The following is a 15,908-nucleotide window of genomic DNA, read 5'->3' as shown; positions in this document are numbered from 1 at the left end:
ATGAAGCCAACTCTTTCGAACTGGCCCGAGCCTCGCGCGTTCAAAGTCGATCTGTCGAGCGGCCTGATGGAGGGCACGGGCACGCGCTATCAGAAGCGGCTGAAGGATCTCAACGGCCTCTATGGCGATGCCGATGCCTTCGCCACCCTGGCGGCCGCGAGCGGCGACGAGGTCGTGTACGACGTGACCGATCATCGTCCGAGCGACGCGCCCGGCGATCTGATCACCGGCGTCACGCGCATGAGTCCAGGCAAGGTGGGCGACGAGTTCTTCATGACGCGCGGGCACATCCACGCGAACATCGACAGGCCCGAGCTGTACTTCGGGCTCAAGGGGCATGGACTCATGTTGATGGAGTCGCCCGACGGCGAGACGCGTATCGTCGAAATAGAGGCTCATACCGTGTGCTACGTGCCGCCGCGATGGATTCATCGCTCGGTGAATCTGGGCGGAGACGATTTCGTCATGCTGTTCTGCTATCCCGCCGATGCGGGGCAGGATTACGCGATCATCGAGCGCGCCAACGGCATGAAGCTGCGCATTCTCGATGACGGCAAAGGCGGCTATCGCAGCGAGGCGAACCCGGCGTATGTCGCGCGCGATGAGGCGCAGATAGCCGGTCTGCTGGCACGAACGGAGCGCGAATGATGGCATACGAAGCGGCAAGCAAGCCCACGTTCTGGTTTATCGGCGTGACCACCGCGCAGAGTTCGATCATGCGCGTGTTTCCCGAATGGGCGAGGCATCTCGGTCTGGGCGATGTGCAGATGAAGGGCATCGACTTCCCGCCGCATGCCAAGCCCGAGGCGTATCGCGAGGCGGTGCGCTTTCTGCGCGACGATCCGCTTTCGCTCGGCGCGCTCGTCACGACGCACAAGATCGACCTGTATGCCGCGTGCCATGATCTCTTCGACGAGATCGACGAGTACGCGCGCGCCATGAACGAGACGAGTTGCCTGTCCAAGCGCGACGGCAAGTTCGTCTGCCATGCCAAGGACCCGATTACCGCCGGCTTTGCGCTCGACGGCTTCCTGCCCGCGCAGCACTTCGCGACCTCGCATGCCGAAGTGTTCGTGATGGGCGCGGGCGGATCGGCGATCGCGATGACGTGGCATCTGATGCAGACGAAGCGGGGCGCGGACCGGCCTTCGAAGGTGATCGTGTCGGACCCGTCGCACGAGCGTTTGCAGGAGATCGAACGCATTCACCGCGAACTGAATCTCGGCGTGCCGTGCGAATACGTGCTCGTCTCTCAGCCCGACGACAACGACCGCGTGATGGCGCGGCTGTCGCCCGGCGCGCTCGTCATCAATGCAACCGGGCTCGGCAAGGACAGGCCCGGATCGCCGCTCACGCACGCCGCCGTGTTTCCCGAACGCGCGATCGTATGGGAGCTCAACTATCGCGGCGATCTCGTGTTTCTGGATCAGGCGCGCGCGCAGCGCGAGCGCAGGCACTTGCAAGTCGAAGACGGCTGGACCTACTTCATCTACGGCTGGACGCGCGTGATGGCCGAAGTCTTTCATGTCGATATCGCGACGCGCGGACCGGCCTTCGAGACGCTCTGCCGCATCGCCGCCGATGCAGGCAAGCCCGCACCGCGCGCAGGCGCTGCCTGACGCCGGGGCCGTGGACGCCTTCTATCTCGCGATCGACGTGGGCACCGGCAGCGTGCGCGCCGCGCTCGTGGATGCGCGAGGCGTCGTGTGGAGTATCGCCGCGCACGAGCACGAGCAGATCGTGCCGCGCTACGGCTGGTCCGAACAGCGTCCGGCCGACTGGTGGTCGGGCGCGGCGCGGTCCATTCGCGAAGTGCTGGCGAGCGTCCCGGATGCAGCGGCGCGTGTCGTTGCGGTGTGCGCGTGCGGCCAGATGCACGGCACTGTGCTCATCGACGACGACGGCAAGCTCACGCGCGACACCGCGCCGCTCTGGAACGACAAGCGCACCAGTGCCGAAGTCGCCGCGTTTCGCGCGCGGGACGACTACGCGTCGCATGCAAGGCAGGCCGCCAATCCCGCGACGCCCGCGTGGCCCGCGTTCAAGCTGCAATGGCTGAAGGCGCACGATCCCGCCGCGTTCGAGCGCGCGACGACCGTGTTCATGCCGAAGGACTACGTGAACTTCCGGCTGACGGGCGAGCGCGCATGCGACTGGAGCGATGCATCGACCAGCTATCTGATGGATGCATCCACTCGCACGTGGTCCCGCGCGCTTCTGGATGCCTTCGGCCTCGATGCCGCGAAGCTCGCGCCGATCCGCGCGCCGCTCGACATTCTCGGCGGCGTCACGAAGGACGCCGCCGCGCAAACCGGCTTGCGTGAAGGGACGCCCGTGCTCGTCGGCGGGGCGGATTATCCGGTATCGGTGCTCGGCTCGGGCGTGCATGCGCCGGGGCTGGCGTCGGATATCACGGGAACGTCGTCGATCATCACCGTCATTGCCGATACGCCGATGCTGCACCCGGACGTCTCCAACCTCGTGACATGCGATGGCTCCTGGGGCCGCTTCATGCTGCTGGATTCCGGCGGCGACGCGATGCGCTGGGCGCGGCGTGCGTTCCATGAAAATGCCTTGTCCTACGATGTCATCACGCAGAAGGCCGCGAGCGCGCCTGTCGGTGCGGACGGCCTGTTCTTCCTGCCGTATCTCACAGGCGAGCGACTCGGCGAACACGCCAACTCGCGCGCGCAGTTCTTCGGCATCACGGCCAAGCACGGATTGGGGCACTTGCACCGCGCGGTCCTCGAAGGCGTGGCGTTCGCGGTGCGCCGTCAGATCGCGCTGCTTCGGCCGGAAGACGGCGGCATCGACCGGATCGCGGCGGCGAGCGGCGGCGCGAGGGCCGCGTTGTGGCTCGCGATCAAGGCGAGCATGTATCGCACGCCGATCCTCGTTCCTGCCGAAGTGGAGTGCGGCGTGATAGGCTGCGCTGTTCTCGCGGCCACCGCGCACGGACAGTTCGCGCGTCTCGCGGATGCGGTCGGCGCCTTCGTCCGGTTCGAGCGCGAAGTGCAGCCCGACCCGCGCGCAAGCGACAGGTACGATCGCATGATGCCCATTTTCGAGGGGCTTTACGCGCAGGCGCAGCAGTTCTACGACGATCTCGACGCGCTCGACGCACACGCGTTCTGAGCGCATGCACGACAAGGATAATCAGGCTTTGATCAAGGCAATTCTGTGGGACATGGACGGCACGCTCATCGAGAGCGAGTCGCTGCATCTGGCGACGCTCGTCGAGGCGCTCGCGCATCACGGCGTGCAGGCAGGTCATGAAATGCATCCGCTCGTCTTCGGCAAGACCGGGCGAGAAGTGCATGCGCTCGTTCGCGAACGATTCGGGCTGACGGTCGACTTCGGCGAGTGGTCGGCGTTTCGGGCGCGCTCGTACCTGAACGGCGCGCCGAAGCTCACGCCGCGTCCCGGCGCGCTCGAGGTCTATCGCGCGGCGAAGGCGGCCGGCATCACGCAGGCGATCGTATCCAACGCGTCGCGCATGTTGCTCGAAGCGAACCTGCGCGCGCTCGGAATCGAAGACCCTTCGCTCATCACGGTCAGCGTCAACGACGTGCGTCAGGGCAAGCCGAGTCCGGAGCCGTATGAACGCGCAGCGTGGCTGCTGCGGCTCGCGCCGGAAGAGGTCGTCGCGGTCGAGGACAGTCCGACCGGCGCGCTCGGTGCCATCGCGGCGCACATGCGCGTGATCGGCTGGCCCGTCGATGACGAAGCCGCCGCGCTCTTTCACGCCGAAGCCGACATCGTGCGCTCGCCGGACGAACTCGCGGCGAAGCTCGGGCTTTCGCTCAAGGCGTTGCGATAGAGCGGTTAGTTCGGGCCGCAGTCAGCGGACGGTTGTTCTTGTGTCCGCTCACGGCGGCGCGGCCCTGACGCATCCGGCCCGCTAGTCGCTCCGACTTCCCAAGCCAATACCACCATCCGCCAGCGTCGATGAATGCCGACGCATGTCGGCGTCGGCAAGCAGCACATCCCCCCTTCTTCGTCGCAAACACCCTGTACCGATCCCCCGGATCAGACAGGGTTATCCCGCATCCGTCTACAGTCGAAAACATGCAATCATATATATGAATTCGACGGAGAGACATCATGCAGTCCGATGACCGGTTGCCGCGTTACCAACGCTTGCGCGACGAAATGGTTGCCCTGATCGCGGCTCGTCATTGGCGACCGGGCGAAGCGATTCCCACCGAACAAGCGCTCTCTCAGAGCTACGGTGTTGCCGTCGGTACGGTGAGAAAGGCCGTCGATCTGCTCGTGGCCGAAGGTCTTCTCGAACGATTCCAGGGCAGAGGGACATTCGTGCGCCGCGCGAACTTCGACGGTTCGCTGTTTCGCTTCTTTCGCTTTCAGACACGACAAGGCGAACGCCGCATTCCGGAGAGCCGGATCTTGCGACGCGAGGTCGTCGATGCGCCGTCCGCAGTCGCCGCGACATTGCAAATAGCGCGGACGGCCCGCGTGATTCAGATGTCGCGTGTGCGGCTGATCGACGGCGTGCCGATGCTCGCCGAAGAAATATGGCTGCCGTACGCGCGCTTTGCGGCGTTCGCGAAGATGGACCTGCACGAAATCGGCGATCTGCTTTATCCGGTGTACGAGACGCAGTGCAACCAGATCGTGGCGTCCGCCACTGAAACGCTGACCGTCGAAGCCATCGGCTCACGGCACGCGAGACTGCTGAACATCGAACCGGGCGCGCCGGCCGTCGTCATCGAACGTCTTGCATTCGGCTACGACCGGCAGCCGCTGGAATGGCGCCGCTCGCGTGGGCCCGCCAGCGAGTTCATCTATCAGGCGGAGATCCGCTAGCGATCGGGCGCTAACGCAAGCGCGTTGTTCCGAATACAACCGGCGACGGAGACGGGAGAGGGGGGGCGGCATGTTCAACTGGTTCAAAGAAATTTCGGGCAATGAACGCAGGACGTTCTGGGCGTGCTTCGGCGGATGGGCGCTCGATTCGCTCGACGTGCAGATGTTCAGCCTCGTCATTCCGGCGATCATCACCGAGTGGTCGATCAGCCGCACGCAAGCGGGGCTGGTGAGCGGCGTCACGCTCGTTGCGTCGGCGCTGGGCGGATGGATCGCGGGCATGCTGTCCGACCGGTTCGGCCGCGTCAGGACACTGCAATGGACCGTCGCGTTCTTCTCCGTGTTCACGTTCCTGTGCGCGTTCGCGCAGAACTATCCGCAGTTTCTCGTGCTGAAGACGTTGCAGGGTTTCGGCTTCGGTGGCGAGTGGGCGGCAGGCGCCGTGCTCATGGCCGAGACCATCCGCAACGAGCATCGCGGCAAGGCGATGGGCAGCGTGCAGAGCGCATGGTCCGTCGGCTGGGGCGCAGCCGTGTTGCTGTATGCGCTGATGTTTTCGCTCGTGCCTGCGGCCACGGCATGGCGCGTGATGTTCGGCATCGGCATCGTCCCCGCGCTTCTGATCCTGTACGTCCGGCGCGGCGTGCAGGAGCCGCAAGCGCCGGCGCGATCGTCACAATCGTCGCAGGCGACGCGTGACACCGGCATCTTCTCAGCGGGAATGCTTCGCATGACGTTGATCGGCGCGTTGTTGGGCGTCGGCGCGCACGGCGGTTACTACGCGCTGATGACGTGGCTGCCGACGTTCCTGAAGAGCGAGCGCCATCTGTCCGTGCTCGGTACGGGCGGCTATCTCGCCGTCGTGATCGTCGCGTTCTTTTGCGGATGCCTCGTCAGCGCGCAATTGCTGGATCGCATCGGTCGCCGAAGAACCATTCTCACGTTCGCGATCTGCTGCGTGATAACGGTGGTCGCCTATTTGTTCCTTCCGCTCGGCAATACCGCAATGCTGTTCTTCGGCTTTCCGCTCGGCTTCTTCGCGGCGGGCATTCCCGCGAGCATGGGCGCGCTGTTCAACGAGCTGTATCCGCGCGGCGTGCGCGGCACGGGCGTCGGGTTTTGCTACAACTTCGGTCGCGTCGTGTCCGCCGGGTTCCCTGTGCTCGTCGGGCATATGTCGGCGAATATGTCGCTCGGCACGGCGATCGGCATCGATGCGGGCCTCGCCTACGCCATCGTCGTGCTGTCTGTCCTGATGCTGCCCGAGACGCGCGGCCGCGTGCTGGGCGAAGTCGCTTCCGGCGCGCAGGACGCGCGTCCGCTCGCTCACGCTCCGAGGCATTGATGCGCCCGACACTCGCGCGGCGTCGAAACCATTGATGAGGAAAGACCCATGCTCCCTGAGTTGGAGACAGACGTGAGCCGTCGAAAGGATGCGCATCGTCGGTCCGCGATCGCAGCAGTCGATACGCATGCTCATGTCTTCAGGCGCGGTCTTCCGCTCGCCGAGCATCGCCGCTATGCGCCCGATTACGACGCGCCGTTGCATGCTTATCTCGCGCAACTCGATGCGCATGGCATAGCGCGCGGCGTGCTCGTGCAGCCGAGCTTTCTCGGCACCGATTGCGGCTATCTGCTCGATGCATTGAATAGCGCGCGCGACAGGCTGCGTGGCGTCGCTGTAATCGAGCGCGATTGCGATTTGCACACGCTGACGGATATGGCCGAAGCGGGCATCGTGGGCATACGGCTGAACCTGATCGGGCACGCCGACAATCCGCTCGACCATTGGATCAGCGCGCGGACGCTGGCTCATGTGCGGGAACTGGCATGGCATGTGGAAGTGCACGAGGAAGCAGCAAGACTCGAAGGCATCGTCGCGCCGTTGCTCGAAGCGGGCGTCGATGTCGTTGTCGACCATTTCGGCAGGCCCGATCCGGCTCTCGGCGCGAGCGATGCAGGCTTTCGCCGTCTGCTCGAATTTGGTCGATCAGAGCGCGTGTGGGTCAAGGTATCCGGGGCATACCGTAACTGGCCGGCGCATGACGTCGTCGAGCGCGAAGCCCGCAAGGCATTCGATTCGTTGAGGGATGCCTTCGGGCTGCATCGCCTGATGTGGGGTAGCGACTGGCCTCATACGCAGTTCGAGAGCGCGGAGCAGTTCACCACATCGCTCGCACTATTGCACGCGCTCATCCCGGACCCGGAAGAACGCAACGTCGTGCTGACGCACACGCCCGCGAGCCTCTACATGTTCGATCACGAGGCCGCGAATCAGTAATCGCGCCGCGCATCTGGCAACACACTCCGAACCCGAAGATAGATTAAATGACTCCTCTAGACATCGATTTATTGCTCACCGCGCTCTTTAGCGTGCTGCTGCTAGTCGCGCTCATCGTGTCGCGCATCAAGATGCATCCGCTTCTGGCGTTGCTCGTCGTATCCATCGGCGTGGGCTTCGCCACCGGCATGGAGCCGGGAAGCATCGTCAAGCATCTGACGAACGGCGCCGGAAAGACACTGGGCGCTGTGGGCGTGGTCATCGCGCTCGGTGCGATGCTCGGCAAGATCCTCGCCGATGCGGGCATCACTGAGCAGATCGCCGAAGCCATGCTGAGGCGCGCCTCTGACCGGATGATTCCGTGGGCCATGACGCTCGTGGCGTTCGTCGTCGGCATTCCGATGTTCTTCGAAGTGGGGCTGGTCGTCATGCTGCCGCTTATCTTCAGCGTCGCGCGCAAGCTGGAAAGTCATGCCCGCTTCAAGGGCTCGGCTTATGTGTACGTCGGTGTGCCGGTGATCTCGGCGCTGGCCGCCATGCACGGCATGGTCCCGCCGCATCCGGGGCCATTGACCGCGATCGCCACGCTCAAGACTTCGGTGGGCCCCACTATGTTGTATGGCTTTCTGGCCGCGATTCCCGCGATGGTTTTGGGAGGCCCGCTCTATGGCGCGTTCATTTCGCCACGCATGAGCACGCGGCCCGATCAGGGCTTGCTGGACCAGTTCACCGTCGTGGAGCAGGCCCCCGCGGACCGGCGGCCTGCTGTCGGGCTCGGCGTGTTGGCCGCGTTGTTGCCCGCCATCCTGATGCTGGTTCATGCAATCGCCGAAATGGTGTTGCCGAAAAGCTCGCCGATGCTGCACGTCGCGAGCTTCCTCGGCAATCCGCTGATTGCGATGTTGCTGGGCGTACTGTTCGCTGTCACGACCCTGGTCCTCGCGCGAGGAGGCGATGCCGAGAAGCTGCGCCACGCGCTCGGCATGAGTCTCAAGCCGATTGCATCCATCATCATGATCATCGCGGGAGGCGGCGCATTTCAGGAGATGCTGACGAGCGCAAAGGTGGGCGAGGCCATCGTGCATCTGACGCAGCACTTCGCCTTTCCCCCGCTGATTCTCGGTTGGCTGATCGCCATGGCGCTTTCCGTCTCGACCGGGTCGGCGACGGTGGGCATCGTCGGCGCAGCGGGTTTGCTGGCCCCGCTTGCAGGAGCCGATCCGAGCCTCAACTTGCCGTTGCTGGCCTTGTCGATTGGCTGCGGTTCGCTGTTCTTCAACTACGCGAACCACGCCGGCTTCTGGATGGTGAAGGAATCGTTCGGCATGACGATGGGCGAAGCCACCAAAACGATCTCGGTGGTTCAATCCATCGTCGCGGTGGTCGGTCTGGTCATGGCGCTCGTGTTCAATGCGGTTATCGGTGTTCACTGACCGGCTCGCATGGGAGCTTTAGGCGACGGGCAGCGGACTCGCGATGACGGCGGCAGGCTCCTCACCGCCACCGTTGCAATCGACCGAAAAAAGCGCGCCCGTCAGCCCGCCGCGACCACGGCGATCTCCACCAGCAACGCCGGCGACGCAAGCTGCGCTTGCACCGTCGCGCGCGTCGGCGCGCAGCCTTCGGGCACCCACGCGTCCCACACTTCGTTCATGCCCGCGAAATCGCGCTCGATGTTCGCCACCCACACTTGCGCCGACACCAGACGCGTTCTGTCGATGCCCGCTTTCTCCAGATAGCCATCGATCTTTTCGAGGACGCTGGCGGTCTGCTGCTTGATATCGGGCGTCTGATCCGCGGACGTCTGCCCGCCGATGAACACGAGCCCGCCCGCCTTGACGACGCGGCTCATGCGCTGATTGGTGTCGATACGAACGATATCGCTCATTGAATGGCTCCTTTGAATGCGAGGTCCGCGCATGCAGTCGGCACGCGCGGCGGTTTGAAAAGATGGAATCAGTGCGCGACGAGCGTCGCGGCGTTCTCGCTCGATGACGAAGCAGCGCGCGTGTCGAACCGGTCGATGGCGAACGCATCGAGCGAAAGCGAAGGCGCGCCGTCGAGCATAAGTTCGGAAACGAGCTTGCCGCAGCCCGGCCCGAGCTGAAAGCCGCTGCCGCAATAGCCGAACGAGTAGTAGAGATTCGACGCGGTGCGGCTCGCGGAGATGACCGGCAGTTCGTCTTCGGTGAAGGCTTCGACGCCCGCCCACGCCCGATTGACGCCGAGATCACGCAAATGCGGGAAGAGATCGGTGACGGTCTGCGCGCTCTTCACGAGGCGCATGAAGTCCACTTCGCCGTGGCGATTCGCCAACTCGGCAATGCCGATCAGCTTGCCGCCGATCACCACCGTGCCGTTATCGAACTGCTTGAACGACAGCGGCCGGCCCGTCGCGCCGAGCGTTGCGCGGCAGAAGGGCGCGACGCGATGCGTGACCATCAGCATGAGCCCTTCGGGATGCACGGGCACGCTCTCGCCGGCCTGCTTCGCGAGTTCGCCGGACCACGCGCCCGACGCGATGAGCATCTTCTCGGCGCTGAACGTGCCGCGCGGCGTGTGCGCGATCCATCGCGCGGTGCGCTGCTCGATGCGCTTGACAGGCGTGCCCTCCAAGAAGCGCACGCCTAGCCGTTGCGCGGCGAGCCGGAACGCAGTCGTCGTGCGATACGGCAGCGCATAACCGTCGCGCTCAACCCAGATGCCGCCCGTCACGTGCTTGGCCAACGCCGGTTCCAGTTCCAGCACGGTCTGCCGGTCGATCACTTTCTCGTGGGTGAATCCATGCGCTTCGAGCAGCGCCACGCGCTCGCGGCACGCGTCGAGTTCCGCTTCGGTCTCGGCTATCTTCAGTTGTCCTGATGGAACGAATCCGCCGTCTTCGCCGAGCAGTTCTTTCATGCCATGCCACATCTCCCGCGACATCAGCGCGAGCGGAATCTCGGGCAACGGACGCCCGAGCGTGCGCACGCCGCCCGCGTTCACGCCCGACGAGTGCCGCGCCACGTAATCGGCTTCGAGCACGACGACCCTCGCGCCGCGCTTCGCGAGATGGAATGCGCTGCTGGTGCCGTGCAAGCCGCCGCCCACGACGATCACATCGGCTTCGCTGATCTCATTCACCGGCGAGTTCTCCGAGCGTGAGCGGCTTGATCGGCGGGCGAATGCGGTAGTAGCCGACCTCGGCCGGCGACACGCGCCGCGCCTGAGCGATAACCTCCGTCACCGTCAGCCCGCACATGCGGCCCTGACACGGCCCCATGCCGCAGCGTCCGAACGACTTCGCCTGATTCGGCCCGACGCAGCCCAGTTCGACGAACTGGCGCAGTTGGCCCGCGGTGACTTCCTCGCATCGGCAGACGATTGTCTCGTTCTTCGGAATGCGGTTCTCATCGCGCGGTCGATACAGCGAATCGAGGAACGGGCGAATGCGCATGGCGCCTGCGAGATCGCGTCTCAGCGCCGCCGCTTCGAGATCGCGCCTGGCCGGCTCGATCGCGCGGAGTTGCGCCGCCACCGCGACACCCGCGAGCGCCCCTTGCAGCGCCGCCGCCTGCGCGCCGCCGATGCCCGCGCCATCGCCCGCGACGAAAATGCCGGGCACGTCCAGTTCGCCCCATGCGTCGGTTTTCGGCGTGAAGCAGAGTTGCGCATGGTCCCAACGGTGCGCCGCCCGCAAGGCCTGCGTGAACTGCGTATTGGGTACCACGCCCTGATGCAGCAAGATCACGTCCGCTTCGATGCGATGCGCCGCGCCCTGCGTCGTGAAGCTGAGCGCGCTCGCGTGCTCCACGCCGTCCGTGCCGATGCGCAATTCCACGCGCAGGTCGTCGGCGGCCTCGAACATGGGCACGCCCGCTTCGCGCAGCGTACGCATCAGGTGCAAGCCTTTGCTCAGATACGGCCACGCGCGCAACGCCGACAGCATGTGACGCTTCGCGCGCCAGCGGTCTTCGTGGCGCGTCGTATCGACGAGTGCGCGAATCGGCACGCCGGCGCGAACGTATTGCCAGCCGAGCAGATAGAGCAGCGGCCCGCAGCCCGCGAGAACCGGCGGCGCGGCGGGCACTTCGCCCGCGCTCTTGAGAAGGATCTGCGCCGCGCCCGCCGTCAGCACGCCGGGCAGCGTCCAGCCGGGAATCGGGAAGGGCCGCTCCATTGCGCCGCTCGCGAGAATCACGCGCTCTGCTTGGAAGCTGCCGATCTTGCCGTCCTTCAGATAGTTGATGCCGCGCTCGCGCGTGACCTGCCACACGGTCGCGCCGGTCAAATGCCGCGCGCCCGATGACGCGAACGCCTGCGCGATCGCGCCGCCCGCCGCGTAGTCGGGACCGAGAATCTCCTTGCGGCGCGCATCCGCACGGCCGATGCCGCGATAAATCTGCCCGCCGGCGGCATCCTGTTCGTCGATCAACACGGTCTTGAGGCCCGCGCGCGCCGTTCGCGTCGCGGCGCTCATGCCCGCAGGACCCGCGCCGATCACGACGACATCCACCGCTTCGGCGTTCGATGAGACGAGGTTAGCGTCCATGCGCGTTCTCCAGCGATGCATCGGCAGTATCGGTATCGACGGATGGCGGCAGATCGCGCGCGCCTTCCTGCGAACGGATGCGCATGCCGGCCCGCACTTCGACCATGCAGCTCTGGCGGCTCGGCACGCCGTCGATCTCGACCAGGCATTCGAAGCACGCGCCCATCATGCAGTACGGCGCGCGCGGGGCGCCCGAGACCGGCGTCGCGCGAAACCGCGACACGCCTGCCGCGAGCAGAGCCGCCGCGACCGAGCGCCCGCCCGGCACGCTCAGGGCCTGACCGTTGAAGAAGATGTCGATGTTCGCGCTGTCCGCGCCCGGCAACGGCTTGAAAAGCGAAGGTGTCGATGAAGTCATGTCGTGCTGGCTCAATGTGCGGAGATCAGTTCTTTGGCGTGCTCGAAGCGGCGCGCGGAGAAGGCGGGAAGCTCCTCGGGAATCGGCGCGCCGAGAACCCACGGGGCAATGCGCATGGCGTGCGCGGCGGCGAGCGTCACGCCGCTGTGGCAAGTCACGACGAACGCGCCGGGATGCGCCTCCGACTGGTCATAGACCGGGAAGCCGTCCGGGCTGTAGACGCGCAATGCGGCCCACATGCGAACGAGCCGCACGTGTTCGAGCAGCGGAAACGCGCGCACGGCGCGGCGGGCGATATCGGCGAGGACGTGTGTCGTCGTGAAGTCGTTGAAGCCGACTTCTTCCATCGAATCGCCGAATTGCAGGCTGCCTTCGTCGGTCTGACGCACGTTGAGCGTCGGATAATGCAGGAACGGCGCGACGCGCTCGCTCACGAGCACTTGTCCGCGATTCGGCGCGACGGGCGCATTGAGCCCGACGAACGGCGCGAGCGTGCGATTGCCGAGGCCGGCCGCGAGCACCACGCGCCCGGCGCGATACGTGCCGCGCCTGCCGTGCACGACGAAGCCGTTTCTCTCCGGCACGATGCGCTCGGCGCGCTCGGCGGATACGAGGCGCACGCCGCGCGCCTGCATCGACGCGTGAAGGCCGCGCAGCAGCTTGAGCGGATTCACATGACCGTCCATCGGCGTGTAGCTCGCGCCGATCACCTTCGGTCCGATCTGCGGAATGCGCTCGCGCACTTCGGCGGCCGTGAGCATCTGGTACGGGTAGTCGCCCAGTTCGGCTTGCAGTGTCGAGAGACGCTTTTCGCGGTCGGCGAGTTCGGCGTCGTTGAAGCAGAAGTGGAAGCCGCCGGGCTGACGCAGCGCGACATCGACGCCCGATTCGTCATGCAGCGATTCCGCGAGCGCCGGCCAGCGCGCCGCCGAACTGCGCGACCATCGCGCGTAGGGCGACAGGCCGTAGCCCTTGCCCTGAATCCACACGAGGCCGAAGTTGCCGCGCGAGGCGCGAAAGCCGCCGTCGTCTTCATCGAGCACGGTCACGCGCGCGCCTTCGCGGGCGAGGCCGTACGCGACGGCGGAACCCACGAGGCCGCCGCCCAGCACGAGTACGTCGGGACTAACAGAAGTCATCGGGCTTCTCCGATCAGGATACGGTCCAGTCCGACCATGCGGTCGAGCAGGATCATCAGGAGCACCGTGCCGACGATCAGCACCGCGGACACGCTCGCGACCAGCGGATCGATCGTCTGCGCGATCTGGTTGTACATCGCCACGGGCAGCGTCGTGGTGCCGGGTGTCGCGACGAAGATGGTCATCGTCAGTTCGTCGAAGCTCTGGATGAACGAGAGCACCCAGCCGCCCGCGACGCCCGTGCGGATCATCGGCAGCACGACGCGGCGAAACGCGGTGAAGCGGCTCGCGCCGCACGAAAGCGCCGCGCGTTCGGCATCGCGGTCGAGCCCCACCGCCGACGACAGCGCGAGCCGCAGCGCATACGGCAGCACGATCACCACATGCGCGCATACGAGCGACCAGAACGATCCCGACAGATTGAGCATCGACAGAAACCGCAGGAACGCGATGCCGAGCACGACGGCGGGAATCATCATCGGCGAGAGAAAGAAGCTGGTGAGCGCCGCACGGCCGGGAAAGCGGTAGCGCGCAATGGCCAGCGCCGCGGGCACGGCCAGCAGCACGCCGACGGTCGCGGCCGCGAACGCGAGCTTGATCGACAGCCAGAACGCGGACACGATGTCGCCGTTCTCGATGATCGCGTGGAACCAGCGGAACGACGCGCCGTCGAAGGGCATCGCAATGAAGCCCTTGTCGGTGAACGCAACCAGCATCACCACGGCGAGCGGCGCGAGGATGAACGTCAGAAAGAGCGCATTGAAGACGAGCGCGAGCGGGCCGTTCTGTTTCATGTGCGTGTCCTCGCGTTCAGTCGAAAATGTGCTTGAAACGGCGTTCCGCGAGACGGCTGCATCCCATCACGATGGCGACGTTCGCGATCAGCAGCAGCACGGCGATGCTCGCGCCGAGCGGCCAGTTGAGCGTGCCGAGAAATTCGTCGTATGCGGCGGTGGCGACCACCTTCAGGCGCCGTCCGCCGATGAGCGCGGGCGTGGCGAACGCGGACGCCGACAGCGCGAAGACGATGATCGAACCCGACAGCACGCCCGGCATGATCTGCGGCAGCACCACGCGCCGGAAGACCTTGAGCGGCGATCCGCCGAGCGAGCGGCCCGCCCATTCCACCTGCGGATCGAGCTTCTGCATGTTGGCCCAGACGGACATCACCATGAACGGCACCAGCACGTGCGTGAGCGCGATGATCATGCCGGTCATCGTGAAGACGAGGCGGATGGGTTCACTAGTAACGTGCAGCGCTTGCAGCACGTTGTTGAGCACGCCGTTGTTGCCGAGCAGGATCTGCCAGCCGAGCGTGCGCACGACCACCGAGATGAGCAGCGGCCCGAGCACGATCAAGAGACACAGCGATTGCCACGGCTTTCTCATGCGCGCGAGGATGATCGTCTCCGGCACGCCGAGCACGATGGAGAGCAGCGTGACGCCGAACGCGAGGCCCGCCGTGCGCAGAAAGATGGTGCCGTAATACGGGTCGCTCACGACTTCCCAGTAGTTCGCGAGCGTGTAAGCGGAGGTGACGCCCGCCGTATCGCTGAAGACGCGGAAGGAGAGCACGAGCGTGAGCAAGAGCGGCACGAGCAGCAGGCCGGTGAAGAGCAGCAGCGCGGGCCCGGAGAGCAGCCACGGCGCCGCGCCGGGGCGGGCGTCGTCAAGCGTGGCCATGCTGCGTCTCCCTGCCTTCCTGCGTGAGCACGCGCAGATCGTCGTCGGTCCAGGCGAGGCCCACTTCATCGCCTTCCTCGGGCGGCGGCGCGCCGTGATTCGGCTGGGCGACGCGCAGCTTGCCGAGCGCGGTGTCGACTTCGAGCAGCCATTGATTGCCGACGAACACGCGCGTTGCGATGTGACCTTTGATGCGCGCATCGCCGTTGGCGAGATGCACTTTCTCCGGGCGGATATAGACGTTCACCGCGCCATCCACCTGACGGCCTTCGTGCGGCACATGCAGGTGCGTGCCGGCGACGTCGACCACCGCGCAGCGCGGATTGCGCAGCAGCACTTCGCCCGCGAACGCGTTGGTGCGGCCGAGGAACGTCGATGCGAACGCCGTCGCGGGACGCTCGTAAGCGTCATACGGCGTCGAGAGTTGCGCGATGGTGCCGCGATGCATGACCGCGATGCGGTCGCTCATGGTCATCGCTTCGACCTGATCGTGCGTGACGAGAATCGTCGTGATGCCGAGGCGCTTCTGAATGGCGCGCAGTTCGATGTGCATTTCCTCGCGCAGCTTGGCGTCGAGATTGGACATCGGTTCGTCGAGCAGCAGCAGTTCGGGCTGCATCGCGATGGCGCGCGCAATCGCCACGCGCTGCCGCTGGCCGCCCGACAACTCCTTCGGATACCGATGCCCGAGGCCCTTGAGCCGCACGAGCGCGAGCGCCTCCTCGATGCGTTCCTCGCGCTCGCGGCGCCTGACCTTGCGCATCTCCAGCCCGAAACCGACGTTGCCCGCCACCGTCATGTGCGGAAACAGCGCGTAGCTCTGAAACACCACGCCGATGCCGCGCTTCTCCGGGCGTTCGTTCGTGATGTCGCGGCCGTCTAGCTCGATGCGGCCGGTCGTCGGCGTGACGAAGCCCGCGACCATTTGCAAGGTCGTGGTCTTGCCGCATCCGGACGGGCCGAGCAGCGACAGAAACTCGCCGCGCTCGACCGAGAGATCGAGCTGTTCGATTGCCGTGAAATCGCCGTAGCGTTTGGAGATGCCCTGAAGCGTCAGAAATGCCATGCGCGTGACTCCTTCGACAGATG

General features: G+C 65.6%; 16 protein-coding genes. 8 read left to right on the top strand and 8 right to left on the bottom strand.

What is annotated here, in order from left to right:
• From LDZ26_RS23735 to LDZ26_RS23700, 8 genes are all read left to right on the top strand, one after another.
• Positions 1 to 648 carry a glucose-6-phosphate isomerase gene (locus LDZ26_RS23735; RefSeq protein WP_244851741.1) on the top strand — a complete coding sequence of 216 codons (648 nt, stop codon included), beginning with the start codon at positions 1 to 3 and terminating at the stop codon, positions 646 to 648.
• Complete coding sequence (locus LDZ26_RS23730; RefSeq protein ID WP_244851740.1) at positions 645 to 1,619, top strand: shikimate dehydrogenase; 975 nt, start codon at positions 645 to 647, stop codon at positions 1,617 to 1,619. The genes LDZ26_RS23735 and LDZ26_RS23730 overlap by 4 nt, the downstream gene beginning before the upstream one ends.
• Entirely contained in the window at positions 1,582 to 3,135 is a 1,554-nt protein-coding gene (locus LDZ26_RS23725) for an FGGY-family carbohydrate kinase (protein ID WP_244851739.1), read from the top strand. Before LDZ26_RS23730 ends, LDZ26_RS23725 begins: the two co-directional genes overlap by 38 nt.
• Before the next feature lie 4 nt (positions 3,136 to 3,139).
• Positions 3,140 to 3,820 (top strand): HAD family phosphatase, encoded by a 681-nt coding sequence (locus LDZ26_RS23720; protein WP_244851738.1) that lies wholly within the window; start codon positions 3,140 to 3,142, stop codon positions 3,818 to 3,820.
• A gap of 281 nt (positions 3,821 to 4,101) precedes the next feature.
• Entirely contained in the window at positions 4,102 to 4,827 is a 726-nt protein-coding gene (locus tag LDZ26_RS23715) for a GntR family transcriptional regulator (protein ID WP_244851774.1), read from the top strand.
• A 70-nt stretch (positions 4,828 to 4,897) separates the two neighbouring features.
• Positions 4,898 to 6,172: an MFS transporter gene (locus LDZ26_RS23710; protein ID WP_244851737.1), complete on the top strand. Its 1,275-nt coding sequence runs from the start codon at positions 4,898 to 4,900 to the stop codon at positions 6,170 to 6,172.
• Positions 6,173 to 6,220: 48 nt separating this feature from the next.
• The gene (locus tag LDZ26_RS23705) at positions 6,221 to 7,108 is read left to right on the top strand and encodes an amidohydrolase (RefSeq protein ID WP_244851736.1); all 888 of its coding nucleotides are present in this window, start codon (positions 6,221 to 6,223) and stop codon (positions 7,106 to 7,108) included.
• Positions 7,109 to 7,155: 47 nt separating this feature from the next.
• A complete protein-coding gene (locus LDZ26_RS23700; RefSeq protein ID WP_244851735.1) occupies positions 7,156 to 8,541 on the top strand; it encodes a GntP family permease in 1,386 nt (461 codons plus the stop codon).
• Positions 8,542 to 8,642: 101 nt separating this feature from the next.
• Here LDZ26_RS23700 and LDZ26_RS23695 read toward each other — a convergent pair whose 3' ends face one another.
• The 8 genes from LDZ26_RS23695 to LDZ26_RS23660 all read right to left on the bottom strand — a co-directional run bounded on the left by LDZ26_RS23695 (position 8,643) and on the right by LDZ26_RS23660 (position 15,885).
• Positions 8,643 to 8,996 (bottom strand): RidA family protein, encoded by a 354-nt coding sequence (locus tag LDZ26_RS23695; protein ID WP_244851734.1) that lies wholly within the window; start codon positions 8,994 to 8,996, stop codon positions 8,643 to 8,645.
• A gap of 68 nt (positions 8,997 to 9,064) precedes the next feature.
• The gene (locus tag LDZ26_RS23690) at positions 9,065 to 10,231 is read right to left on the bottom strand and encodes an FAD-binding oxidoreductase (protein ID WP_244851733.1); all 1,167 of its coding nucleotides are present in this window, start codon (positions 10,229 to 10,231) and stop codon (positions 9,065 to 9,067) included.
• The gene (locus LDZ26_RS23685; protein WP_244851732.1) at positions 10,224 to 11,639 is read right to left on the bottom strand and encodes an NAD(P)/FAD-dependent oxidoreductase; all 1,416 of its coding nucleotides are present in this window, start codon (positions 11,637 to 11,639) and stop codon (positions 10,224 to 10,226) included. The genes LDZ26_RS23690 and LDZ26_RS23685 overlap by 8 nt, the downstream gene beginning before the upstream one ends.
• Positions 11,629 to 11,997 carry a (2Fe-2S)-binding protein gene (locus LDZ26_RS23680; RefSeq protein WP_244851731.1) on the bottom strand — a complete coding sequence of 123 codons (369 nt, stop codon included), beginning with the start codon at positions 11,995 to 11,997 and terminating at the stop codon, positions 11,629 to 11,631. Before LDZ26_RS23680 ends, LDZ26_RS23685 begins: the two co-directional genes overlap by 11 nt.
• Positions 11,998 to 12,008: 11 nt before the next feature.
• Positions 12,009 to 13,136, bottom strand: coding sequence for an FAD-binding oxidoreductase (locus LDZ26_RS23675; RefSeq protein ID WP_244851730.1), 1,128 nt, complete (start codon positions 13,134 to 13,136; stop codon positions 12,009 to 12,011).
• Positions 13,133 to 13,930, bottom strand: coding sequence for an ABC transporter permease (locus tag LDZ26_RS23670; protein WP_244851729.1), 798 nt, complete (start codon positions 13,928 to 13,930; stop codon positions 13,133 to 13,135). The genes LDZ26_RS23675 and LDZ26_RS23670 overlap by 4 nt, the downstream gene beginning before the upstream one ends.
• A 16-nt stretch (positions 13,931 to 13,946) precedes the next feature.
• Positions 13,947 to 14,819 (bottom strand): ABC transporter permease, encoded by an 873-nt coding sequence (locus tag LDZ26_RS23665; RefSeq protein WP_244851728.1) that lies wholly within the window; start codon positions 14,817 to 14,819, stop codon positions 13,947 to 13,949.
• Positions 14,806 to 15,885: an ABC transporter ATP-binding protein gene (locus LDZ26_RS23660; protein WP_244851727.1), complete on the bottom strand. Its 1,080-nt coding sequence runs from the start codon at positions 15,883 to 15,885 to the stop codon at positions 14,806 to 14,808. Before LDZ26_RS23660 ends, LDZ26_RS23665 begins: the two co-directional genes overlap by 14 nt.
• Positions 15,886 to 15,908 lie beyond the last annotated feature (23 nt).

This window comes from Caballeronia sp. SL2Y3, assembly GCF_022879575.1.
Classification (GTDB): Bacteria; Pseudomonadota; Gammaproteobacteria; order Burkholderiales; family Burkholderiaceae; genus Caballeronia.
The sequence above is the reverse complement of the archived record's forward strand: the minus strand, read 5'-3'. Positions and strand labels throughout refer to the sequence as shown.